Consider the following 25,636-nt stretch of genomic DNA (forward strand, 5'->3'; position numbering starts at 1 on the left):
AGTTATTTATTTCTATCATTGCTTACTGATACGTAGATGCAGCGTGTGTTCCTTTTTCTCTATGGCATATTTCTTCAATACACCCGGTCCGCAACTACTGTTTCCTAATCCAAGCACGGCAGCATCCATACTTAGAATGACTTCCGCACGTGGTTTTAGATTACAATCATGAGTTTCTTGATAGATATCCTGCACAGTATAGTGCAAAGCAGATGCGGAAAACACATTTTCTACCGCATCAACACGAATACCTTTATTCTGTTTGTCAGTCAGGGTAAGATAGTGTACTTCTTCTTTATTTCCACTATCCTGCGGACGGGGATAATGCACATATTGTTCCGCCACACTTCCTTTCCAAAGCCCTATAGCAGCAGATGTTTTGCGGTCAGGATAATTGTCCTGTGGTCCTCTGCCATACCAGGTAAATGTATTGTAAGCAGGTGCCAGACAGAATGCGATTCCTAAACGGGGGATTTCGGGAAGAACTCCTTGTGGTAGGAAAGTCGTCTTTAAATCAATCGTTCCATCTGAAGAAACAGTGTAAACAGAAGTTGTAGTCACTTTTCCTTCTTTATATAAATTGCTTGTTTGGATCCGTACAATTACCGCCCCGTCTGCACGTACTTCATGGTTGAAAGATTCTAAATTTATCTGCGGACTATCCATTGCATGCAATTTCCAGTCTTTAGCCAGCCAATTCCCGAAACTCTTGTCATTGTCTGTTGGAGCACGGAAAACTTGAGTGACGGGTTGAACAGGAAAATCATCTAAATGAGCCAACATCTCTTTGCCATTATATATAAGGGAAGTCATGCTTCCGTTCATTTTCTTTTCCCACTGAACGGAAAAACCGCGTCCGCTAATCAATAAGGACTGATTATCCTCTTTCACTTGAAGTGTTCCTTTATTGACTAGATCAGTAGAGATCAAATCTCCTTTCTGCAAGCAGAATTGCTCCCAAGTCACTTCATGCCCCACTTTTGCCCAAAGGGCATCCGATTTCAAAACGATGCTTACTTTTAGCTGGCAATCAGACAGAGCTTTCCCTTGACCTCTCTTTGTTTGATTACTCAAAGAACCGGAGCCTTTCAATGAGCGGAAAGTCGGCAAATCTATCGTCTGACTCCCTCCGGGAGCTATTTCCGGTAAGGTAATTTCTCCCTCCTCTTTCTGCTTTCCATCGATTGACACAGTCCATAGGCAACGATATTGAGACAAGCCGGTGTGGTGATTTCGGTTCGTTACTTTCAGTTTCCCGTTTTCCATTTTTAGTTCGACGGGTGCATACACTTTCTTTACTTCCCAATATTTAGGCGTAGTTTCACGCTCGCTCATCAGCAATCCATTATAGCAGAACGCTTTTAAATTCGGTTTATCACCGAAATCACCCCCATAAGCCACCATGGTATGGCCATCGGGTAAAGTTTTGTAGATTCCCTGATCTACCCAATCCCATATAAAACCACCCAGCATACGGGGATTGCCATATATCTCATCCCAATATTCCTTGAAATTTCCCAATGCATTTCCCATGGAATGTGCATATTCACTTGTCATTACCGGACGGTCGTCATTGGTGCGTTCCGCAATCTCCAGCAACCGTTCCCAACGTGCATTTTCAGCGCGTTCTTTATCCTCTCCTTCGGCAATACCGGGATTCAAGTATTCTTGTTTCACCCGGGTATAAAAGCGGCTGATAACATCGACAGTTTTCGGGTCAGGATCGCCATCCACTCCTTGTGCTCCTTCATAATGTACAGGACGAGTCGGGTCAAAATCATGCAGCCATGCAGAGATAGCGGCGAAGTTCGGTCCATAACCACTCTCGTTTCCCATGCTCCACATGACGATGCTTGGATAATTCTTATCACGTTCTGCCATACGCATTGCACGGTCCATAAATGCTGCATGCCAGTCGGGAGTGCTTGCCAGTGTTCCGCGCAATCCGTGTTCTTCTATATCCGCTTCGTCCATCACATACAGTCCCAAGCTGTCGCATAACTCATACCAACGGCTGACGTTCGGATAATGACTGGTACGTACGGCATTTATATTCGCCTGTTTCATTAAGAGAATATCCTGAAGCATTCGTTCCTCGCTCATGACACGTGCCGTTCGGGGATCATGTTCATGGCGATTTACTCCACGAAAACGAACCGGACTGCCATTCACCAACAGTTGTCCTTTTTTGATTTCTACAGAACGGAAGCCCACAGTTTGTTCTATCTGTTCCACTACTTTTCCTTCCTCATTTTGCAAGGTTAAGTGCAGCTTATAAAGATAGGGCGTTTCTGCCGTCCATCTTTCCGGTGATTTTATAACGGCTGATAAACGTCCCATTTTACGAGGTCCCCGCTGCGGATACCATTCATTCATCCGGCTTGCTTTATGCTCCAAATCAAGTATATCTTCCACATCACCTTTCAATACAACGATTTCTTTGCCTGAAGCATCTTTTAATACTCCTTGCAGGATATAACCTTTACCGGTCATTCCTCTATACACACTGAATTGCGGATCAATCTGCAAAATAAAGTCTTTATAATTACCAGTAGATGCAGGCAGAGTGCGTACCGCATAATCACGGATACGAATGTCCGGAGTATGTATCAGGTGAATGCTGCGATGAATACCTCCAAAACGCCAGAAATCCTGATCTTCCAGGTAGGAACCGTCGCTATACCGGTAAACTTCCAATGAAATCTGATTTTCTCCGGATTTCAGATACTTCGTGACGTTGAATTCACTCGGTTCCATACTGCCTTGGCTATACCCTACCCGTTCGCCATTAACCCAAACATAGAAGGCACTCATTACGCCCTCAAACCGTAGAAAAGTCTGCCCGTTCGCTTCCCATCCGGCTGGCAAAATAAATGTACGGCGATATTGTCCGACTGGGTTCCGTTCTTTATACGTGGTATAGTCAGTTTTGGGTTCTCCCATCACTCGCGGGGGATCTATTTTGAACGGGTAACCTGCTGAAACATAAATAGGCGTACCATATCCGTTCACTTCCCAGTTTGCCGGAACAGGAAAATCCATCCAGCTTTTATCATCAAAGTTTATCTGATAGAAATTCAGGACTCTTTCATTGGGAACAGGAGTCCAACGGAATTTCCAAGTTCCATCCAAAGACATCAAACAGTCTCCTTTCTGGATAGAGAAAGGGATAAAAGCGGCTCTTGCCGGTTCACGATTAATCTGAAGAACATGATGATTCTCCCAATCATGTATTGTTTGTGCCTGTATTGGGCTAACAAACAAGGCACCAAGCAGTAAAGTATATATTTTCATTCGTTCTTTTTTATTGAATATCCAACGCATCAAAAGCAAGTCCTTCCATATTTTCTGCTGAAAGTTCAACTTTATAATGTCCGGCATTGATAAAGGTTCCGGTAGTGGTGCTCATCATCTTCCATTTATCCGGTGTCTCCGGGAAGGTCAATACATCCTCTTTCAATACCACCCCTTTCGAATCTATGAACTTCATTAGGACAGGCATTGGTTTTCCGGAAGTATTCATATACTTAAAGCGAAGAGCATACACTTGAGCCAATCCGGTAGAAACATTCCATTCAATGCTGTTCCCTTTTCCTTTGCCCAAGAACACTCCTGTCTGTTTACGATGTTCCTTCTTCTGATAGTTACCTTTCAATGTAGCAGCTTCCGCTTCATAGGCTACACTGACACGGGCGTTCTTGTCTTCAGGAAGCAACTCTTTCGGAGTCTTTTCCATCACTTCTTTATCTGCCTTTTCCCAACTCCAATCGGATGCAGGGAATACCGTCGGTTTCAGTTCCATATTTGTGGAAGCAATAGCAATGCCCGAAATTAAGGCTTGACCTGCTTTCACTTCCGGGAAATTAATTCTTAACATTCCCCCTTTAACTGTGGCATATACCACCTTCTTGCAAACTCCGTCATGACCGCTTTCTGCCCAGATATCCAAGTCGTCTAATACGACAGAATCATTCACGGCAACATCGAATATACGCAGTCCTTCACAGTCGGTGGAAGCACTTCCGCCTGTGCCATGCCAGGGTTCTGTGAAATACAGTTCAATACGATAGGTTCCATCTGCCACAGGAAAACGAACTTCCAACTGATGACGTCCGAAACGGAAATGTTGGAATAACTTCCAGTCACGAGTGCCATGAATCGGATCATTGGTGGTACGTTGGCTGGCAAGATATGGATTCAGATCCTTGAAGTTTTCCGCCCATGAATGGGAATAGTTCGTATTGTCCTGCAACCACAACTGTCCGAAACTATCCGTATAATCATCTCCTCCGCAATTAAGACGATATAGATAATTATATCCTGCCTCTCCTTTTAATATATTTTTATCATCCAGATAAAGAAGTTCGAAGTTGGGAGCCTGTTCCAAACCCTTGAACACAATTAAGTCTTCCGATACCGGTTTACCTTTATAATATCCCACAGCACGAAGTACGTTATAACGAATATCCCGGTTTTCCCACATAAAATGAGTACCCGTTCCGTTGTTCTTTTTACGTCCGAGGAAGGTTGCCTTTTCATTTGTCATATCATTGTAAAGCAACACTGAATCACAATTACTGTAAGCCTCTATAGTAGCACGGCGACGTCCTTTCTCAAAACGGTCGGTCCATGTATGGGATACGAGATAGACCATCGGATCTTTGGCTGCGGAAACATAGTTGGCACGATACATATAATACACATCCAACGGTTCTTCCCATGGAGTAACCAATCCTTTGTAATTGAACGGACCGACTTTATCTATTTTGCGATATGCTTCATCCGGTTGGCGGCGTCCGGGATTGTCATGGCTGCTGTATATCCACTGAAACTGTCCGCAAACACTGTCTTTAACCTGCTCCGCCAAGCGGATTTTGGTTTCCATCAACTGGCACATACGGTCTTCACTCCACACACCATTCACTTGGAAATCTCCCGGTTCTGTATGCAAACCGATGCTTCTCCATGCTCCATATTCCCCATTCAATAATTGGTTAACTTGAGAAAGTTCCCGACCATATTTAGTCACATCTCCCCCATACGTACCGCTCCAATTCTGAATCACATTCCAGTCTGTACCTTCACCGCCATTACAAGTTGTAATGACACGCATTGTCTTTGCAGTCGGATCCATTTCACGAATAATATCACTGCATTCCTGCGCAAATTCACGAGGTAAAGTACTTTCATTCTGTAATCCCCACATTACCACTGAAGGAGAATTGCGACGTTCTTTCACCCATTGACGAAGTAACTTCTTGAAGTTCTCGCGAAACTCCGGAGTATCATACCATACATGAGCAGATAATTGTGTCCAGAAGAGGACTCCCTCTTCATCCCAATACTTCTGATAGTCGAGATGATGGGGCTGGTGAGCATCCCGGAATGCATTGAACCCGGCCGCACGTATCTGTTTTACTCTTGCAGCCACCTGTTCATTGCTGAATGCATGGCTCTGTCCGAACTGATGTTCGTACTCGCATACCCCATTAATAAACACCGGTTTTCCGTTCAGGTAAAAACGTCCGTCTCCATCATTCCGTTTGACCGGCCAGCTAATGGTACGGATACCAAACGGTGTTGAGATTTCATCCGTAGTTTTTGTATCACGCTTAATCATACTGGCTAGTTTATAGAGATATGGATTTTCTGTATCCCACAAAACAGGTTTCTCGACAGGAGCTTGCTGGCGAACGACTTTCATTTCTCCCGGAGCCAAAGTTACTTTCTCCACCAAACGGAAAACTTGTTTTCCATCGGCATTGCTTAGTTTATTGACTAGCTCTATCGTTTCTGTTGCCTTACCATAATTCTTAACCTCCGTTTCAACAAATACGTTAGCAGCCTTTTCATCATTCCAGATGTGTACACCAAAAGGTTCTATACGAATTTCATCGGTCACCTCCAGCACCACAGGACGGAAAATACCGAAGGGCTGTGACCCCTCACTGAATCCCCATTCCGACGAACATCCACCACATACCCAAGGCATATCGGCAATCATTTCCGGATGCTCGGCTTTTACTTCCAGGCGATTTATTCCCTGCTTCATTGCATCTGTAACGTCCAAGGTTAATGTAGTACGTCCAACAGGGTGACGACCGAAGTCCGTTCCGTTTACTTTAATGGTAGCGTATGTACCTACTCCATCAAAACGAAGGAAATATCGTTTCCCGGATTTTATATCGGCGGTGAAGTCTTTCACATACATGGCAGTTCCATGCATATTTCCATGTGTCAACTGGCGATATCCATAATAATCATCCCAATTATGAGGGATATTCACCGTCTTTGCAGGCATTCTGAAATTACCTTTCAAATGAGTAGCCTCTGTAATCCAGGTTTTCCAACCCTCAGTCAATGTAGTGATTAACCGACGATTTTTAATTTCCGGTTTCGGAAAGCGAACCGCCGAACGTCCCATCGGCTTACTAGTAGCGATGGCAATGCCACGTTGCTCTGCGTTGTTTACTGCACAATAAAAATGATAAACCACTCCATCATGCTTTACCACATAACTCTTATGAGCAAACAATTCATCGTAGTTCTTGGAAGGGATGACCAGATCGACTCCCTTCCAGTCCGTCCAGTTCACCAAATCATAGCTGGCGGCAAACGTATTGAATGCCTTATATTTACGCGAAGGCTCAAAAGCAGAGAAATAGAACATCACATACACATCACCCATCTTCTGGATATGTGCATCTCCTGTAATTGTTCCATCCGCTTCATGCGCAAAGACTGGATTTCCCGGATAACGTTTCCAGGTCTTCATATCCTTGGAAAGAGCGATGCCGACACGTTCTCCTTTTAAATCCGTTTCCGGATGACGACCGCCTGCATTATAATACATCACAAACGGGGTGCCCAATGTTTTATCCTTATCCCAATAAACGGTACTCTTATATTGAGTCAGTTTCTCCCACCATTGGGCATCTTTATCATGGATGCTCAAGATCGGTTTGTCCAGAGATTCCCATTCGTGGGCAGTGGAAATATCTCCTTTTGTTGATGCCAGTCCGATGTAAAGCGGAGCTTTCACTGCTTCGTAGCCGGTGCCTTCGCCACCGATATACGTCATCCAATGGCGGCCTTTATAAGTTTGAAGTTCATAGCTTCCACCCCATTCCATATCCGGTAATGCAGGAAAGCCGCCACGCTGGTTACAGTCCCATTTTCCATCCCGGTAAGAAAGAATTCGTCCCAAAGTACGCCATTCAAGCAAATTGTCGCTTTCCGCTATCCATGTCTCGTATCCGCGTCCGTCCGTTCCACTTTTACCGTTATAGACGACGTAGGTCATCAACCACTTGTCTCCCTGACGGAAAACGGTAGGGCAATCGATCTTATGATGATTGTCTGCCGGTGCGATGGCAAGACCGTACTTATACGGTGTCTTCACTTCCTCATAAATCTGCTCCATCCGTTCCTGCGGAACTTCGCGTTGCGCATACAGAGAGAAAGTTGTGGTTATACTAAAAACAGCCAGCAATAACTTCTTCATGATATTTTTCATCTATAATCATTCATATAATGATGTTCATAATTAGTTTATATGATAATTTAGGCACGGATTACACGGAATTCACTGTCTTTAGTGTTGTCATTATTGCAAAACAACTGCGTTAATCCGTGTAATCCGTGCCTAAAAAGATAGCAATTGATTAGTGGTAAGGACTTAGTAAAATAACCAATCCATTGTTTCTTCATCCCCGGCAAGTCCGGCATTACGCACCTTCATATCCGCAGCAGTAAATCCTAGTACTTGCAGATAACCTTTGGGTAACATCAGCGTATGCTTTCCGGCCGGAAAACTATATGCATGTACATTTGCCAAAGGCATTCCGTTGATACGGACAGCATTCGTCAACACAGGTTCCGCCTGACCGTAATCATTGGCTGATGCATCGATTTCCAGTTTCGGAGCCTTTGCATACTTTTTCTGGTCATCTTTGAAATAGGCTACTAATAATTTCACCGGAGCATCTGTTTCAAAAGTGATACTCGTACCTTTCTCTCTCTGCTCGTTTCCATTGAAACGAAGCGCTTTCATTCCCTTCAATTCAGGGGCTACTGCTTCTATCTTACCCGGAAGATCGACAAATAAAGAAGTGCCCTCCTCCACTTTCACTGCCGGATAATTAGAAATCAGTTTTACGTTTGCAGGAGCCCAGGCAGCAATCTCTACAGTTTCAGCCACCGCATTTCCATTCTGTTTTTCTTTCAACAGGACGAGATTAGCTTTGAAGTTCTCCAATTCTTTTTCGTAGTGTACCAGCAATTCTTTCCAAGTCTTATTCTTTCCATCATCTCCACCGATAGGAATACGACGTTGAGCTGTCTGCATACTGTTGGCATATAAATAATGTTCGTCTGTCAATTCCACCAATTTACGATAATGCTCCAGACTTTGTTCCATCAAAGGAATGGCTTCTTCAAGGTTTTTGATGTCTTTGCCCCATTGATAATCCAGTACCAGCTTGGCAGCTTTCACTTTCAAGTTGAACGCATACGCAAATTCACGATAACAATGCATATCATTTTGTAAACGGGCAAATTCGTCCTTATTTGAAGATACGGAGGCGGCCGCCTTATCAATAGCCGCTACTGCCTTATCCCCGTGCTCTATTACTTGAGCAACAATATCCAAAGGCATTTCACCTACATGAGGTTGCTTTTTCCATTCTTTCTCTACATATTCTATCAGCTTCTCCCCTTCCGGTCCGCAACTTTCATAGAATCCCGGATAGATGGTATATTTATATGGATTGACAAGTTGACTCATAAACATACCCAGCAATAATGTCTGGCGATTTCCTTCTGTGATACCGAAACGACGCAATAGCTTCGGAGCAATCTCACCACTTTCTTCATAAGCTATGCGGATATTGCTTGCATTTTCGTCAGATGTTCCGTAGAATTTGCCTAACTGATGATTCCAGTACCCCATTTCATCTGTACGATCTCGGTGGCAGTTCCATGCATAACGTCCCCATGTCTGATACCAAATCCAGTCACGATCCAATTGGAACTCACGTTCGTTGTTCGGTAATTTATCAGCCGTATAGGGCCAATCCCAATAGGAAGCTTGCGGATAAAGATGTAGTGCATTGGCACCGTGTACATTGTGCATGGCAGTTACCGCTTTCTGTACGAAATCCGGAGAGCCCCAGCGGAACGGTTCCAGATTGGCCAGGATATGTACGTTACTGATATGGATGGAACCCAATGAACTCAAATCTGTATGTATTTTCGACCAGGGGCCACGAGGTTCGTAAGTTGTCAACGATTCACCATTATATTTATGCATCGTATAAAGATTCTTATAATGCGGCAATGCAGCATCCATCACCAGTTTACAGTCCGTGTCGTGTGCACGCAACAAAAGAGGCGGTTCATCCGTTCGTCCCAATGCCTGTAATCCGTCTTTCACTCCCGGAATAATTGTTTTTGTAAACCATTCCACATCATCTTCTACCGTACACATCGCTTCACCCAGACAAACAAGTAGTCCTACATTGGGATATTTTTCTATGAACGCGGCAATACTCTTGCGTGTATAATCGGCAATCAAAGGAGTAATAGGACGATTACGATCCTGTGTTTTCAGCCCGTAATGTTCAGCAAAAGGTTTGGAAAGAATAATATTATAAAACATCTGTATCACAAAGATACCGCGTTTGTCCGCTTCTTCTGTGAGGAAAGAGAACATTTCTTCATTCTTTTTGAATGTTTCTTCATCTACTTCCAGTGCAAACGGATAATCTTCCAGTTTCACCAATGAAGCAAACGGATGTCCATTCCAGAGATACAGTGAATTCATGCGATTGGCAACCAGCATATCCAAGTATTTAATCCACTGTTCTTTATCATAAAACCAAGGGAAACTTTCCGGAGTATACGGATATTCATATACACCATGTCCCGGCAGGTAGGTCATCTTCTGTAATCCTACACAAGCCCCACGCAATACCATTTCAGGAGCGTCTTTCAATTCCTCCGGGAAATTCAACCGACCATCCGAGTCATTCACACGGTCTATCAGTTCGCGACATCCGTAAATGACGCCACTCCCATCCCTGCCGGACACTCTGGTCAGATTACCGGTCGTCGAAATATGAAAACCTTCTTTCTTGAGTGTCGTGTCATTCACTTCCGTCAGCAAGATTGTTTTGATTTCGGGGTCGGAGAATGTTGTGTCTCCCTGTTGCATCATTACCTGATAACCGGCTTTATCCAAGGTAGCCTGTAACTGCTCCGCACCAAACAAAACACGATTTGACGCATCCGGCGGAGTCATAATCTTCACGGTTTGCCTGCCACACGCTGCTAAAAAAAGTGTGCATGCCGCAAACATGAATAATCTGGTATTTTTCATTCTTCTGATATATATTATAGATTATATAATTCACTTCCTAACTAAGAAGAAGACGAAATAATCCCCTGTTTGTACTCATTTGTCTCTTTTTCCACTTTTCGGCACCAGACTTCCATTTTCCTCCCGCGATGATACATAAACGCCTCATTATTTAAAAGTTATACTTATCTTTGCCAGCTAGTGTCTTAGAATATAAAAACAGAAAACAAGAGCAGACAATATGAAAGAACAAACAAATTATGACTATGAAAAATACGTTCAGATAGCACAAATGGCCAAAATGGGATGGTGGGAGTCAGATTTGAAGAATCAAGAATATATCTGCTCTGACTTTATTGTAGACTTACTCGGTCTTAAAAGTAACCGTATCAGTTTCACCGAATTCCATCAAAGAATACGTGAAGACCATCGGCTACGTCTTAAAAACGAATACCTGTCCTTATCCAATTTACAGACTTACGAACAAATGTTTCCTATCCGGGCAAAAGACGGGGAAATTTGGGTGTACTCCAAAATCAGTTTCCAGAAGCCTGATAAAGAGGGATACAGGAATATGACCGGCTTTCTACAATATATTGACAGACCTATCGATAATTCAAATGGAAACATTGATTTCCTTCAAGTCAGCAGTTTGCTCTATCAGCAGAATAATATTTCATATTCATTGCTTGCGTTTCTGCAATGTGATGATATGACTCAAGTGATTAACGAGACATTAGGAGATCTCCTCAAACAGTTTCAGGGTGATCGTATTTATATCTTCGAAATAAACAGAAAAAAACAACGCCAGGACTGTACTTATGAAGCCACAGCCGAAGGCATCTCCAAAGAACAGGATTTCTTAAGTAATATCCCTTGGGACCCGTCTACTTGGTGGAATCATCAGATAGCCGAAAGAAGGGCAATTATCCTGAACACTCTGGATGACATGCCAAAAGAAGCAGAAGAATATCGCCGTACATTAGAAATGCAGGATATTAAATCACTGATGGTAGTCCCTTTAATATCCAAAGAAGAAGTATGGGGCTACATGGGAATCGATATGGTAAGAACACAACGAAGCTGGAGCAATGTGGATTATCAATGCTTCTCCTCCCTCGCAAATATTATCAGTATTTGCATCGGATTACGGAAATCGGAGTTGCAGGCCAAAGAAGATCGTATTGCTTTGGACAACAGCGAAAAGATATTGAGAAACATCTACAAGAATCTTCCGGCAGGTGTCGAACTTTACGATAAAGACGGTTATCTGGTAGACATCAATGATAAAGAACTTGAAATATTTGGTTTATCTGACAAAAATGAGGCCTTAGGAGTCAACTTGTTCAACAATCCTAATATTCCTTCAGAGATAAAAGAAAAATTGAAAGCTAAAGAAGATGTAAATTTCTCCATCAATTATGATTTCTCAAAAATAAATCGATATGTAGACACTCATAGGGAAGGGATTATCAATCTTACCACTAAAGTTACCGCTCTCTATGATTCTCAAAACCGATTTATCAACTATCTGTTTATCAATATAGATACGACAGAGACAACCAATGCATACACCAAGATACAGGAATTTGAGAATCTGTTTCTTCTGATCGGTGATTATGCCAAGGTAGGGTTTGCCCATTTCAATGTACTGACAAGAGACGGGTATGCCCAGGATACATGGTACAGGAATTTGGGAGAAAAGGAAGGTATTCCCATGCCACAGGTTATCGGAGTATATGCTCATGTGGTTCCTGAAGATCAGGCGGTTCTGAAGAACTTTGTGCGCGAAGTGAAAGAAGGAAAAGCAACCAGTTTGCGCAAAGAAGTTCGTGTCTGCAGGGAAAATGGCAAATATACATGGACCAGCATTAATGTAATGGTTAGAGATTATCGTCCCCAAGACGGCGTTATTGAGATGCTATGTATCAATTACGACATCACGCCTTTGAAAGAGACTGAACAGAAATTGATTATTGCCCGCGATAAAGCAGAAGAACTGGATCGCCTGAAGTCGGCTTTTCTGGCCAATATGAGTCATGAGATTCGTACTCCTCTCAATGCTATTGTTGGCTTTTCCAGCCTTCTGGCAGAAACGGACAGCAGAAGCGAACGGCAGGAATATATCAAAATCGTGCAAGAGAATAATGAACTTCTTTTGCAACTGATATCGGACATTCTCGATCTTTCGAAAATTGAAGCTGGAACATTTAATTTTGTATATACCAATGTAGATGTAAACGAGACTTGTTCTGAAATCATCAAATCAATGGGTATGAAAGTGGGTAAAGGCGTTGAACTGATTTTTGAGGAGATACTGCCGGAATGTTATATCTACACAGATAAGAATAGATTCACCCAAGTAATCAGTAACTTTATAAATAATGCATTAAAGTTCACCCGGCAAGGCACTATCACCCTTGGCTACGAACAAATATCCCATCAGAAAATAAAATTCTATGTGCACGACACAGGAATGGGAATACCGGAAGAAAAGCAAAAGAGCGTATTTGAACGTTTTGTGAAACTGAATACTTTTGCCCAAGGTACAGGACTCGGACTTTCTATTTGTAAGAGCATTGTTTCCCAGATGGGAGGAGAAATTGGCGTGGATTCGACTGAAGGAGTAGGTTCCTGCTTCTGGTTTACACACCCGTACCACGCTGCTGACTAGACTGACTATATATGAAAGGGGGTATTCTATGAATGATGGTTAGTACTAATAATGAATGGCCTCCAACAAGAATCGGCTGCAGGATCCTGTAGCCGATTCTCTTTTACCACTTTCTTTTTGGGTATACCTAAAATTAAAACAAAAAGTGACAGGTGTGACAGAGGAATTGCAACTTATTACTTTTTTATTTTTCTATCTATATTTTCTAATAAAAAAAATCGCGAATGTTATAAATCCTCTGTCACACCTGTCACTTTTTCATCGGTTCTTTTCAAAAGACAGCGGGAAACTTGAAAAACACAATCGTCTTTTTCAAATTTCCCGCCACGTTTTAAAGAAACCTAAAATCAGTTTAGTTTCTTATTAATCTGCAATTTGCAAAAGTAATACCCATAAATCTTCATTCCATATTATCTGTTTTAGGTCTTAAAAGGTACAATTGTAACCCTAGTGCGAGCGCAACTACAATACTTAGCATGGCAAATCCTTCACCTAAACTTCCTCCATCTGTCCATTTTCCCAGTAATTGAGTTACGGCTGCTCCTGCAAAGACTCCTGTCATATTCATAATTCCATACGCTGTTCCTCTATATTTAGCAGAAACAAACTGGCATAGAATAGGCATATTATTAGCATCGAAAATACCAAAACCAACGCCAAACAGCAATCCCGCACCTATGACACTGACAAACCCATGTCCGAAACCTAGCAACAATAAGGCGGGAATTGTCATCCCCAGTCCGATGGCTCCCGTATACACACGTCCACGAATATTCTTCAGTACCCATCTATCTGACAAAAATCCACCAAGTATCACTCCGACAAATGAAGACAAAGCAATGGTAATCGTTGATATAGGTCCTGCCTGCGACATCGGAATATCCAGGTTCTCGGCAAATAGAGTCGGCAACCAGTTCTTTGTGGCCCAGCCGGGTAAACTCGGAGCCGCAAAATAAAACAATATCACCCAAAAAGAAATATTAGAAAATAGCAGTAATAACCCTTTCCCTATCGAATCGCCTTTGCTAACACCACTTACAACCACTTTTTCTATTTTCATCCGAATAGGATTCTCATGCAAGAAGAAGATAAGGACTACAGAATAAGCAATACCGACGATTCCAAACCAATGGAAAGTGCTCTGCCAGGAAAAAGCAGCCGCAGCTGTAGCACCAAACCCGCCAATAGCCTGACCGACATATAGTCCGGTCATATGTACTCCAATAGCTAACGAGCGTGATTTATCCTGATGCCAATCGGCAATCAGCGATAAAGCGGAAGGAATATACAATGCTTCACTAACCCCCATCACAGCACGCAAACCATATAATTGTTCGAATGACGTTGCATATCCCATCAGGAAAGTCACGGCAGACCAAACAAATAAACTCCCGACGATTAGCCATTTACGACTGATCCTGTCTGCTATGATACCGGCAACCGGACTCATAAAGCCATATATCCAAAGAAATACAGCCATCAACGCGCCGAAAGCTTCTGCTTTTGTCAGTTCTACAATATCTATTTTCATTGCTTCCTGCATTGTAGAAAGCATTTGTCTATCCATGTAGTTGAGCAACGCTACTACCCAAAGCAACGCAACTACTACCCATGGATAAATATTTTTATTTTTCATGGTAGTTGTATTTAAAAGATTTTTGAGACTGTTTTTTTAGACTCTTACTTTGGCTATCAGTTTGCGTATCCAGCCTTTACCGATAGCCGGAGCGTGGGGGTCTTCCGGGTATACAATGACGAATTGTCCGGGTAAGAGATTGATGAAAGTCGTGGGAACATCACCATAGAGAGCACAATCGCTCTTTTTATCATAAGCTTGCCTTTCCACTTTTAATTCTTCAAGGGCTTTCCAACCAATGGTTTCTGTACCTTCAAGTAAGATGTGCACGTCTATATAATCATGATGCAGTTCTAACAAACGTTTCCCTTCAGCAATACATTCAGGATAGATGTTATTGACAATCAGGTTATCACCATCCAGTCTGATAGTTCCCAGTTCTTCGTGTAGCAGGTCATGTGATTTCACATAATCGAAAAGTTGCTTGAACAACGGGTGAAGTTTCTCCACCCGTTGGCTATGTTGTAAATTGGATACAATCATTTTAATTCTTTTTTTGTTTCAGACATTATTTCCTCACAAAGCATATATCCTTTTGTCATCATGCGGGGAATATGGAAAGGACCTTTAAATAAATTTCCCTTTGCCGGTTGGGCTACCGTACCATCCCGGTGAAGATAACCATACCACTCTCCATATTCTTTATCCGGGAAATGGGTATAGGTCCATTCACTGATTTGCTGATGCATTTCCAAGTACTTATCTTCTTTCGTTATCAGATAGGCATAGAGAGTAGCGATAATTGCTTCTGTTTGCGGCCACCAAAATTTCATGTCTTGAGCATAATCTTGCGAGGGAAGATTTTTGCAATCTTTGAAATTAATAATGCCACCAAATTCCTTATCCCAGCCCCACTCCCATGACCAGTCTAAAATCTGCAATCCCAGTTTTTCTATCTCTTTATCTTCACCTCGCAATTTTGCTTCCTCCAATAGGAACCAGGCTGTTTCAATACAATGTCCGGGATTGATGGTACGCCCCATATTAGTATCTATAAACTCACCGTTCGGTCCTACTGTTTCCAATAAGGCTTTAAATTCGGGATGCAAGAAATCATTTTTTAATTGAGCGATAGATTCATCAATCTGCAGTGTCAGACATGCGTCCTGAATAGCTTCCCGAATCCGGGAAGCTACATTTATCAGTATCATGGTGATGGAATGTCCTTTCATGGGAAGTGTATCCAGATATTTAGGTGCTAACAATCCGGGAGTTTGCAGAAAATACTGCATACGTTTGAACAGTTCGAGCGCTTTTACTGCATAAATTCTATCTCCTGATGCAATGGAGTATTCGGACATCGCTATGGCTGCAAATGATTCGGAAAAGATGTAACGCCGCTTGCGTAAAGGTCGTCCGTCTGCTGTTACCTCAAAGTACATGTGCCCGTTCGTATCAAAGCAATGCTTCTCTATAAAGTCAAGCGTGCTTTTGGCTGCATGCAGCCATGCCGGGTTCTTTTCGATATGATTATAGGCATAAGAACAAGTAAAAGCAAAACGTCCCTGAAACCAAACGGATTTTGTGGAATCCATCAATGTGCCTTCACGGTCTACACAAGTATATAGGCCGCCATTCACTGCATCCAGTCCATGTTCCATCCAAAAGGGCATGATATTATTCTGCATATCATTCTTGTAGGTATCCGCCCAATGCTGTATATATTCACTTATATTCTTCATACTTTCTTCCTATTAGAATTTATTACAACGATCGAAGAAATGTATTTCTTCCAGTTCCGCTTTCATCTGTTTTTCTTCCTCAACAGTCATATTTTGGAAAGGAGTACGGTTACCGCCCAAATCAAGGCCAATCAACTTCATAATGCGTTTGCCGCCAACAATATTTCCACGGAAATGACAGATAACGTTAATCACTTCCTGCGAGAAGTTTTGCAGTTCACGGGCTTTCTCCAGTTCGCCAGCTTTCCAGACATCAATAATTCCTACCAGGTTTATGCCATTATAATTGGTTGTCCCCCCAATTCCCCCTTGTGCACCTCCCATTGCCAAGCAAGGAAGAATCGTTTCATCCTGTCCATGAAGCATATCAAACTTACCATCTTTATATAAGCGGCATTGATTGTATTCATACAGACTTTCGAAAGTATATTTAATGCCTGCAAAATTAGGAATACGGTTCTCAACAGCTTTCAGGAAAGCAAGCATCGGCAGAAATGCTCCGTTAAATGCAGGAATATGATAATAGTAGAATGGAAGTTCCGGTGCTCCGGCGGCAATTTCTTCGCAGTACTTTACCAATTCTTCTATCCGTCCGATTTTAGGGAAAGGAGGTGCCATAGCACCAATTCCCCAAGCTCCGATTTTCTGTGCGTGTTCCGCCAACATCCGACTCGACTTTACACAGCAACTACCCACGTGCACAATCACTTTAAAATCTTTCGGTGCGACTTCCATCCAGCGTTCCGCAAGTTTCATCCGTTCTTCATCGGTCAGCATATAGCCTTCTCCGGAGGAGCCGTTGATAAAAACACCTTTCAAACCATTTTTTACAAGCAATTTTGTATATGCCTCGATAGGTTCATAATTTACTTCTCCATTTTCATAAAACGGAGTAAAAGGGGCATTGATTAATCCTATAATCTTTTCCATCATACATTTTTTTAAGTTCAATATATTTAGTTATTTCTCTATTTAATTCACGGGGACATCTATCCCCTTGTCCGATAAGCCCGGTCCGCCACCGCTTGTGTAACCACAACTTTCACCTGTTCGCCATGCGGAAATCCAAAATGAGTATAAATCGGCTTTATTCAGATAAAACTTTAACCGAATCATTCTTTCCTTTAAAGATTCCAGCTCCGAATGCTTCTTCCATGAAATCATTAGTTTTGTCTTATCCGTATTTTTTATCTGTATGCAATCCTTTTTTGTGAATCCTTCCAGAGGTTGCCCGTTTTCTTCTAAGACTTCCACCGCTAAAGTTCCTTTCACATCTGCATTGACAAACAGGTATTTTCCATCTTTCGGAACCAGAGTTTTTACTATCACATAGCCTTCTTTCTTTTCCGACCTCATAGAAACAAAGCCATCCCGACGGAGTGTTGCCAATCCGGTGGCAAAGTTCGAATCATGCTTGGGTTTGCTATTATAGCGTCCACTGACATAGAAATAAAGAGAGTCTCCCACAATGAGAGGATTGCCCGCAGTGGATTGCACATTACCAGCATTCCATGCATGAAAATCTTCACTTACCGGAAGGAAAGTAGTTTTGTTCTCCCGGTTCCAATGGAAACCGTCTTTGCTCCAGCCTATCAATACTTCATTTCTTTTTTGAATATTCAAACTGTCGCAAATATTATTCTCCGGTCCTTGCCAAACTGTAAAATATCCCAGCATATATCCTTCATAGGGCATTGCTTCATGGTTATATATCTGTGGACGCAATTCCGGGAATTGAGGATGACGCGGGTCATCGTCGTCGGCATGAAACCAATACCGGATAAATTTGTCACTTTGGTTATCATATACCCTGTGTGCCAGACTAACCAACATTTCCGGGTCTTCGTGTTCCAAATAATTACGTGAACGACGGTAAATGCCATTTATTGTTTTCAACGATAAAATATACTTGCCGCGGAACGGATCATAATAAGCCGCACAGCGGTCGTACAGTTCACCTGAAAGTGCTTGGGGAGCACTCCAGTGAATCCCATCGGAAGAATATTTGAGTTTCATACTGACAGTGGAGCGATTATTAAATTCTACAACAAACATTTTATAACGTTTGGCAGAATCTTTCTCAAATTTGTCTAGCAATACCGAAACGCAATCATGTTCCAGCGTATCCACTATATTTGTGCCCGGAACAATCGTAAGTTCCGGCTTTATCCAGTTCTTTCCGTCCGAAGACTCTGCGTAGCAGGTGACAAGTCCTAATAACTTGCCACCACCGGCAGAATACCACATCTTAAACTTCCGACCCGTTTCATCATACCATACCCCGCCGCTGAAAGGAGCGGCATAGGGGTCTCCGTTTATATTCAGTTCCCATTTCTTATCGGCTTTCAGAACAGGATTACCTGAATAATAAAGAGGAAGATGATGTATTCGTTGGAGATCTGTTTTCTCAATTCCTATTGTATCTACAAAAAGTATGCGGCCGGGCTGCCCTTTTATCAAACCCGCATATACGAAGGATAAGAGAATGACCAATGATAAATATCTCTTCATAATTTTCCAGTTATCAGGATTGTCACTTTTGTAAACCGGTACGTTGGGGATTCTGTCCTTTCATTGGCCATGCAGAGTCAGCATAGGAAGTTGCTCCTGACGAGATACATACCATATCCGATGCACCTGCCACAGCTTCGATTCCCACATATAAATATCCTTTTGAGTCCATCACCGGGCTGGAGAAACATTTGACTCCCAATTCGGCGGAAGCTAGCAAGCTACCATCCTGCTTCACAATATAGTAAACGGCTTTATCCGAAATAATGTGGATATATCCTCTGTTATCAATCACCGGAACGCAGTTGTTTACATCATCTGTCGTAGCGTAATGCCATTTCAGAGAACCGTCTGTATTCAGAGCGACAACACCTGCCGAAACTTCACCGGCAACCGTTTTTCCGCCATTGGCATAAATTGTTCCGTCTGCACCGATTGCAATGCCACCGTTGATTATAGCTCCCGGAGTTTTATATACCCATTTTTCTGTTCCATCAGGATTCAAAGCTACTATGGCACCACCTGTAATCAGTTCGGCTACGGTATAAATTGTTCCGTCCGCTCCTACCGTATAGGAGTTTCCCTTTAATGCTGTACTGCCCAAATCTTTCTGGTACACAAACTGTTGAGCACCCGTAGCGAAGTCATAACCGAAATATCCGTTTTTACCGGAAGAACCGAAATAAATCGTTCCATTCTTAGATAAGGATACACCGGACAATACTTCCATATCCAAAGCTATTTCTTTGATAACATTACCTGCCGGGCTCAAGACAATCAATTTCTTACCTCTATGTCCGAAATAGATATTACCTGAAGCATCAATAGCCGGAGTCACTGCGTATAAGTTAGAATCTGCGGCTTTATATGCCCATTTCATACTACCATCACTTCCTACGGCAAACAGGAATAATGCGCGGGGATGTTCCGCACCCGCCGGTTTCAAGTCACGGACTGTTATGTATATATCTCCATTGGGTCCTACGGTCGGACTTGCATATACCATACTGGCTCCGCCGCCGGGATTCAGTTCGTTCATCTTGGCGGTCACATCGAATGCCCATCTTTGAGCCCCATTGGAAGTATCATAAGCGAACAGTTTCACATCAAAAGCTCCGGTAGAAGTCTGATCGGTTATCATGTAAACAGTCTTGCCATCTGCAGATAATGCAGGTGAAACGGTGTTTTCAATCGGGCCACCCATCCCCTTTTGCCACATCACATTAATTGCTTTTGCGGGGTCCAGAATAGTAAGATCTTTCTTTGCACTGGCACGTAATCCGTTATTGTCGGTAACGGTCAGTTTGATGGTAAATGTGCCATCCGACTGATAGATAAAGGTAGGATTCTGTTCCGTTGAAACAGACTTTGCCGCATCTCCGAATTCCCATAGCCAAGACACAATCTGATTTCCCTCATCGGGAATGGAAGCATCTTTAAAGACAGCAGTCTGTCCCAATTCGTACATATCTTCACCGATGGTGAAGTCTGCTTTTGCCGCAGTGTTATAATATACTTTATCTTCTTCACATGAAGAAAACAGAAGAATACAAATCAATGATACTAAATAAGTTACTTTATTCATAGCATTTACTTTTTAATTGTTTTTATCTATTCCGGAAATATTCAGTCCTGGACCTCCACCCGCAGTATAGCCCATACTTTCCCCATTCATGGAAGGAGAAATCCAAAAAGCGAAAATTTCACCATTGTCAATATAGAATCTCACTTTTATTTGTTTGTCTTTAAGAGAGGCTAACGAAGTATTGCCGGTCCATTCGATCCTAGCTTTTACATTATCACCTTTAAAGACTTTGCAGTCGTCTTTGGAGAAGCCTTCGATTACTTTATTATCGGAGTCTAAAAGTTCAACTTTCATTTCTCCTGCAACGTTGGCATTCACAAAGAAGTAAGAACCATCAAATTTCAGTAAGGAGGTTTGCAACTCCCCTGTTCCTTTCATAGATGTAAATCCATCCCGGCGAAGCATAGCCAGTCCGGTGGTGGTGATTTCTTGTGTTCCTCTCAAACGTCGGCCACTCAAGTAGAAATAGAGCTTATCGCCCACAATCAACGGAGTTCCGGCCACAGATTGTAAATTACCCTGATTCCAGGCATCCGATGAGGTCGTGTTCACTGCATGGAAAGGATTCATGTCTTCACGAAACCAACTATATCCATCCCGGCTATACCCTACCATTATCTGGTTTCTCTTAATCACATTATCAGATGCACAGACATCATTTTCCGGACCTTGCCAAACGGAGAAGAATCCCAGCATAATACTTTCATAAGGAATGGCATCCTGATTGTATATTGCAGGAGCGATGTCTGGATAGTCAGGATGACGTTGTTCATTGGCCCATGGACCGAACCAAAACGCACTCAATAGGGCTTCTGCTTTCTTTGTACCAGCCTGTGGATCGATATTTTCATTATAATCTCTGGCACGTACTAATTTGTTTGCATCTACCCGGACATTGTGCCGCATACTATATACCCATACGTTTCTGAACGGATTTTTATAGACTGTGGAACGGTCGGCAATCGGTTCCGATTGGGTTGCAGCACGCCACACTTTACCATCTGAAGAAGTTTTATAATTATATCTCCATTTTCCGGCTTCCCTCGCCACTAAAAACATTTTGTATCTTTTCGAAGCATTACTTTCCTGTTTGTCTACCCAAACAACAGATGCATCACGTTCGGAGTTATAATCAACAATATTGGTTCCGGGCACGACCGAAAGAACCGGTTTTGTCCAGTTAATACCATCCGTCGATTCGGCATAACAAGTCACTCCTGCTCCGCTGGTTGCATAAGAACCACCACCTGCCATATACCATATCTTGTATTTTCCCTCCTTTTCGTCATACCACACTCCATCGCTGAATGGAGCGGCAAAGGCGGCACCTTTTGTTCCGGTTTTCTCCCATTCCTGATCCGGTGTCAATATCGGATTGCCCGAATAATATTCAGGATAATAGAAAGTACGTTTCAGATTGGTGGATTCTATCAGGAAATTATCTACGAACAACTGGCGTCCTATCGAAATATGGATGACAGAAGGTTTGTCCGACAGATAAAAAGGAGACATCCCTTTTTCCAATTCGGACGAAGAGGAACGTACCGGAGGCCATTGCTCGGGTAAACGAATTCCATTGTATAGTAACCGTGGGTCGGCCGGCTCTTCGTCGGGCGGAACTACTACCGGTGGATTGTCACCTCCACCCGAAGTATCATCGCTATCACCACAGGCTATCAGCATACAGGGTAGCCAAAAGAGTAATGTATAAAATAAATATTTCATAGTCCTTTATCCTTTATTGATTCGCAGGGACATCTATACCACTGGCAGACAGTCCGGGTCCGCCACCGCTTGTATATCCACGACTTTCACCTGTTTGCCATGGAGAAATCCAAAATGCGTAAATATCAGCGTTATCCAAGTAGAACTTCAATCGGATGGGTTTCCCGATGAGCGATGCTATATCCTGGTGTTTCTTCCATGTAATCAGTTGTTTGGTTTTATCTGTCTTCTTCACGGGGACGCAGTCTTTCCGGGTAAATCCTTCCAATGGATTTCCATCTGCATCCAAGACTTCGACGAACATACTCCCTTTTACGTCTGCATTGACAAAGAGGTACTTGCCATCAAAACTAAGATTCTCGGTCAGCAGGTATCCGCCTTTGTCTCCATGCATGGAGACAAAACCATCCCTGCGCAAAGTTGCCAGTCCCGTAGAAGTATAGCTGTCCCACATAATCTCGTTTTTTTGTCGTCCACTGGAATAGAAATAGAGTGAATCCCCCACTACTAAAGGCACACCGTTGATAGACTGCATATTGCCCCAGTTCCACGCTCCATCCGTCTCATTCACTGCCATGAAAGGCTTGAAAGAGGGACGGTAGAAATGGAAACCGTCACGACTGTACCCCAGGAAGATTTCGTTCTTCTTCTGGATACCCAGTTTGGCACAAACTCCATTTTCCGGGCCTTGCCATACACTGTACAGTCCCAGCATAACGCTTTCATAAGCGATGGCATCGAAATTATAGATGCCCGGATCTACTTCCGGAAACTCCGGGTGGCGTGGCTCCTTATCACTTGGAGTAAACCAATAGACTATATTTTTATCGGGTACTCCTTTTCGGATACGATGTGCAAAACTTATTGCTTCTTCAGGGTCTTTGTTTTCCAGATAGCTACGCGAGCGGGAAGAGACATTGGTTCCATAACGCATACTTAATGCCCAGACATCACGGAAAGGATTGTAGAATACGGATGAACGGTCGTATAAATCACCGGATTGCGCCACTCCTTCTCCCCAATGAATTCCATCGGACGAATATTTCAGGACAAACTGCCACCGACGGTCAGTGGGACGGCGTTCTACATTGAACATTTTATATCGTTTAGACGGATCTCTTTCCCGTTTATCCAACCAAATAGTGGCTGCATCACGATTACAGGTGTCTACGATATTGGTTTGGTCCCAAATATCCAGTGTTGGTTTTGTCCAGTGTTTACCGTCTTTAGATTCGGCATATCCTGTATAGAATGTCTGATTGTCTCCTTTATGGAGAACACCCGCACCTGCCAGATACCACATTTTGAACTTCTGGTCTTTTTCATCATACCATATCCCGTCACTGAAGGGAGCTGCATAGAGTCCGCCTTCGGTTGTCTTCTCCCATTCTTTGTCTGGTCCGAGTACCGGGTTTCCTTCGTAGAACCGGGGAGTATGGATAATCCTTTCCAGATTGGCTTCTGCAATCAGAAATGAGTCAACAAATAACTGTCTACCTACATTTACAGAGATAACTTCAGGTTTCTGCTTTAGATAAGGCACTGGCATATCTTGTGCCTTTTGTGGCTCCCCATAACGGGGAGGCCACTGTTCAGGCAAGTGTATACCATTGTAAAGTACTTCTGTTTGGGCAATAGCCAGGCCCGGTACTAACAAACTGAAGAGTAGTACCGCCATATTTTTTATATTTATCATGCTATTTCTTTCTTATTTAATATCCCGGATTATTTTCTGTGATATAAGGGTTAGAATTCACTTCATTAATAGGAATCGGCAACCATTCATGTTTGTTGGTGACAAATCCTTTGAAATCATCTGCAGATACGAATTTCTTGAAGTTAGGATCGGATTCCTGCAACTCTGCAAAGCGGCGGGATAGTTTGCCCCAACGGAGTAAATCATAGAAGCGATGTCCTTCTAAGGCAAATTCAAGGATTCTTTCATTCTCAATATCAGTCATGGTTACAGAAGGCAAATCGCTAAGGTTGGCACGTCCGCGTACTTTATTCACTGCCTGCAAGGGAGTCATGTCCGACGCTTGTGCGCCACCGCTTACGACGGCTTCCGCATACATCATCAATACATCTGCATAACGGATATACCGCCAGTTCACACCGTGCGCGCGAGGCTGATTATAGACATATTCTTTGACACCCGCACCTACCCCTATCAGTTTGGGAGTACCATCCGCTTCTGTCTGTGTAGGCATGGAACAATCAATACCTTTCTTTATACCTGCTTTAAATGGATGTGCCAATGGATTGGATACGGTGGCAAACCCTTCTTTTCCGTTCTTTGCCGGGTAAAGTTCTTCCCATTTGTAGCCGCCGGGGCCTTCCAGACGTACCGGACGTCCACCGGCATCTTTCCTCAAATGTATATTCGCATCCAAGTCATTGAATATCATTGTAGAGAACATACGGATATCAGTGTTACCGTCCTTATCTATGGAATTCACAAATGCATTGTAAAGCCAATTATGCACTACTCCTTCATAACCTACTCCTGCTCCCGGCAGCATCAAACCACGTGAATCGAATGCCAGACCGGAAGTAGCAAGTCCTGGATTGAATCCCGCATTGTCCACATCGCCCAGGAACTGGAATTCAAGAATGGATTCTTCGTTATTCTCGTGGGCGACATCGAAATTATCCGCATAATTATTGGTCAGGTCATAAGCTCCATACTTTCGATCTATAATGTCGGCAAATTCTTTGGCGGCTTCACTGTAAAATGTAGTCTTATCTTCACCATAATATGATTCGATTCCACTACGATAGAGGTAGGCTTTTCCCAATAAAGCGGCTGCAGAAGCTTTTGTTACACGACCTGCATTTTTGCTGTCCCAGTATCCTTTTGCGGGTAACAATTCTTTGGCATGTGCCAAGTCTTCTTGAATAAAATTCCATACAGCAGCAGGTTTCTCCAACGGACGTACATAGTCATCACCATTTCGCGGCATCTGTCTGATCGGAGATATATTCCGGAAATTAATCAATAAGTAATAGTGCGCAAATGCTCTCCAAAAATAGGCTTCCCCCATGTATGCATTCCGTAGTTCCTCATTACCACTGAAGTCAACAGACGGAGCTGTTTCAATGATATATGACGCTTGAGATGCAGTAGTGTACATCAATGTATAAGGCTGTTCGATAGTGTAGTAACTGGCATTGAGGTCTGCCCCGAACATACCCGGTTTCCCATAATCCGAGTTGGATGATGCTTCATCAGAACGGATAATCGTTGTTTTGGAGCCGGAAGCTCCCAGGCAACGCTGCGTAGACATATACCCGTACATAGTCATCACTGCGTCATTTACAGCAGACGGACTGGTGAAATAAGCTCCCATACTCGGCTGATTCGGATTAATTGCCAGATCATCGAAGATACCGTTACATCCATGTAATATCAAGCCGCCTGCCAAGATTAATGCGGCATATACTTTCTTATAGTTTTTCATATGAA

13 protein-coding genes are annotated in these 25,636 nt (G+C 42.9%); 1 reads left to right on the forward strand and 12 read right to left on the reverse strand.

What is annotated here, in order from left to right; genetic code table 11:
- Positions 1-15 precede the first annotated feature (15 nt).
- The 3 genes from AAHJ11_RS00300 to AAHJ11_RS00310 all read right to left on the reverse strand — a co-directional run bounded on the left by AAHJ11_RS00300 (position 16) and on the right by AAHJ11_RS00310 (position 10,378).
- Positions 16-3,294, reverse strand: a complete 3,279-nt coding sequence (locus AAHJ11_RS00300; protein ID WP_413578864.1) for a glycoside hydrolase family 2 TIM barrel-domain containing protein — start codon at positions 3,292-3,294, stop codon at positions 16-18.
- A gap of 10 nt (positions 3,295-3,304) precedes the next feature.
- Positions 3,305-7,504 carry a malectin domain-containing carbohydrate-binding protein gene (locus AAHJ11_RS00305; RefSeq protein WP_148366742.1) on the reverse strand — a complete coding sequence of 1,400 codons (4,200 nt, stop codon included), beginning with the start codon at positions 7,502-7,504 and terminating at the stop codon, positions 3,305-3,307.
- A gap of 174 nt (positions 7,505-7,678) precedes the next feature.
- Positions 7,679-10,378: a hypothetical protein gene (locus AAHJ11_RS00310; protein WP_320978948.1), complete on the reverse strand. Its 2,700-nt coding sequence runs from the start codon at positions 10,376-10,378 to the stop codon at positions 7,679-7,681.
- Between the two features lie 220 nt (positions 10,379-10,598).
- Between AAHJ11_RS00310 and AAHJ11_RS00315 the strand changes: the two genes are divergently transcribed.
- Positions 10,599-13,031 carry an ATP-binding protein gene (locus AAHJ11_RS00315; RefSeq protein ID WP_320978949.1) on the forward strand — a complete coding sequence of 811 codons (2,433 nt, stop codon included), beginning with the start codon at positions 10,599-10,601 and terminating at the stop codon, positions 13,029-13,031.
- 400 nt (positions 13,032-13,431) lie between these two features.
- Here the strand turns inward: AAHJ11_RS00315 and AAHJ11_RS00320 are convergent, their stop codons facing one another.
- From AAHJ11_RS00320 to AAHJ11_RS00360, 9 genes are read right to left on the reverse strand one after another with little or no spacing between them, the layout of a single operon-like run.
- Positions 13,432-14,667 (reverse strand): MFS transporter, encoded by a 1,236-nt coding sequence (locus tag AAHJ11_RS00320; protein WP_195650325.1) that lies wholly within the window; start codon positions 14,665-14,667, stop codon positions 13,432-13,434.
- Positions 14,668-14,703: 36 nt separating this feature from the next.
- Entirely contained in the window at positions 14,704-15,150 is a 447-nt protein-coding gene (locus tag AAHJ11_RS00325) for a YhcH/YjgK/YiaL family protein (protein WP_007760210.1), read from the reverse strand.
- Positions 15,147-16,349 (reverse strand): AGE family epimerase/isomerase, encoded by a 1,203-nt coding sequence (locus tag AAHJ11_RS00330; RefSeq protein ID WP_320978950.1) that lies wholly within the window; start codon positions 16,347-16,349, stop codon positions 15,147-15,149. Before AAHJ11_RS00330 ends, AAHJ11_RS00325 begins: the two co-directional genes overlap by 4 nt.
- Before the next feature lie 12 nt (positions 16,350-16,361).
- Positions 16,362-17,279 (reverse strand): dihydrodipicolinate synthase family protein, encoded by a 918-nt coding sequence (locus AAHJ11_RS00335; protein WP_320978951.1) that lies wholly within the window; start codon positions 17,277-17,279, stop codon positions 16,362-16,364.
- 42 nt (positions 17,280-17,321) lie between these two features.
- Complete coding sequence (locus AAHJ11_RS00340) at positions 17,322-18,860, reverse strand: hypothetical protein (RefSeq protein WP_258980607.1); 1,539 nt, start codon at positions 18,858-18,860, stop codon at positions 17,322-17,324.
- 22 nt (positions 18,861-18,882) lie between these two features.
- Positions 18,883-20,445 (reverse strand): PQQ-binding-like beta-propeller repeat protein, encoded by a 1,563-nt coding sequence (locus AAHJ11_RS00345; RefSeq protein WP_320978952.1) that lies wholly within the window; start codon positions 20,443-20,445, stop codon positions 18,883-18,885.
- A 12-nt stretch (positions 20,446-20,457) separates the two neighbouring features.
- Complete coding sequence (locus AAHJ11_RS00350; RefSeq protein WP_320978953.1) at positions 20,458-22,170, reverse strand: hypothetical protein; 1,713 nt, start codon at positions 22,168-22,170, stop codon at positions 20,458-20,460.
- 13 nt (positions 22,171-22,183) lie between these two features.
- Positions 22,184-23,866, reverse strand: a complete 1,683-nt coding sequence (locus AAHJ11_RS00355) for a hypothetical protein (protein WP_320978954.1) — start codon at positions 23,864-23,866, stop codon at positions 22,184-22,186.
- A gap of 16 nt (positions 23,867-23,882) precedes the next feature.
- Positions 23,883-25,631, reverse strand: a complete 1,749-nt coding sequence (locus AAHJ11_RS00360; protein WP_320979206.1) for a RagB/SusD family nutrient uptake outer membrane protein — start codon at positions 25,629-25,631, stop codon at positions 23,883-23,885.
- Positions 25,632-25,636: the final 5 nt, after the last annotated feature.

Origin of the sequence: Bacteroides sp. 90-K9/2 (genome assembly GCF_047310725.1) — a bacterium.
Taxonomy (GTDB): domain Bacteria; phylum Bacteroidota; class Bacteroidia; order Bacteroidales; family Bacteroidaceae; genus Bacteroides; species Bacteroides vicugnae.

Excerpts from the sequence above, each read along its gene's own strand:
- AAHJ11_RS00320 (WP_195650325.1), bottom strand. The coding sequence starts at position 14,667 with ATGAAAAATAAAAATATTTATCCATGGGTAGTAGTTGCGTTGCTTTGG.
- AAHJ11_RS00310 (WP_320978948.1), bottom strand. The coding sequence starts at position 10,378 with ATGAAAAATACCAGATTATTCATGTTTGCGGCATGCACACTTTTTTTA.
- AAHJ11_RS00315 (WP_320978949.1), top strand. The coding sequence starts at position 10,599 with ATGAAAGAACAAACAAATTATGACTATGAAAAATACGTTCAGATAGCA.
- AAHJ11_RS00325 (WP_007760210.1), bottom strand. The coding sequence starts at position 15,150 with ATGATTGTATCCAATTTACAACATAGCCAACGGGTGGAGAAACTTCAC.
- AAHJ11_RS00350 (WP_320978953.1), bottom strand. The coding sequence starts at position 22,170 with ATGAAATATTTATTTTATACATTACTCTTTTGGCTACCCTGTATGCTG.
- AAHJ11_RS00335 (WP_320978951.1), bottom strand. The coding sequence starts at position 17,279 with ATGGAAAAGATTATAGGATTAATCAATGCCCCTTTTACTCCGTTTTAT.
- AAHJ11_RS00345 (WP_320978952.1), bottom strand. The coding sequence starts at position 20,445 with ATGAATAAAGTAACTTATTTAGTATCATTGATTTGTATTCTTCTGTTT.
- AAHJ11_RS00355 (WP_320978954.1), bottom strand. The coding sequence starts at position 23,866 with ATGATAAATATAAAAAATATGGCGGTACTACTCTTCAGTTTGTTAGTA.
- AAHJ11_RS00360 (WP_320979206.1), bottom strand. The coding sequence starts at position 25,631 with ATGAAAAACTATAAGAAAGTATATGCCGCATTAATCTTGGCAGGCGGC.
- AAHJ11_RS00330 (WP_320978950.1), bottom strand. The coding sequence starts at position 16,349 with ATGAAGAATATAAGTGAATATATACAGCATTGGGCGGATACCTACAAG.
- AAHJ11_RS00340 (WP_258980607.1), bottom strand. The coding sequence starts at position 18,860 with ATGAAGAGATATTTATCATTGGTCATTCTCTTATCCTTCGTATATGCG.
- AAHJ11_RS00305 (WP_148366742.1), bottom strand. The coding sequence starts at position 7,504 with ATGAAGAAGTTATTGCTGGCTGTTTTTAGTATAACCACAACTTTCTCT.
- AAHJ11_RS00300 (WP_413578864.1), bottom strand. The coding sequence starts at position 3,294 with ATGAAAATATATACTTTACTGCTTGGTGCCTTGTTTGTTAGCCCAATA.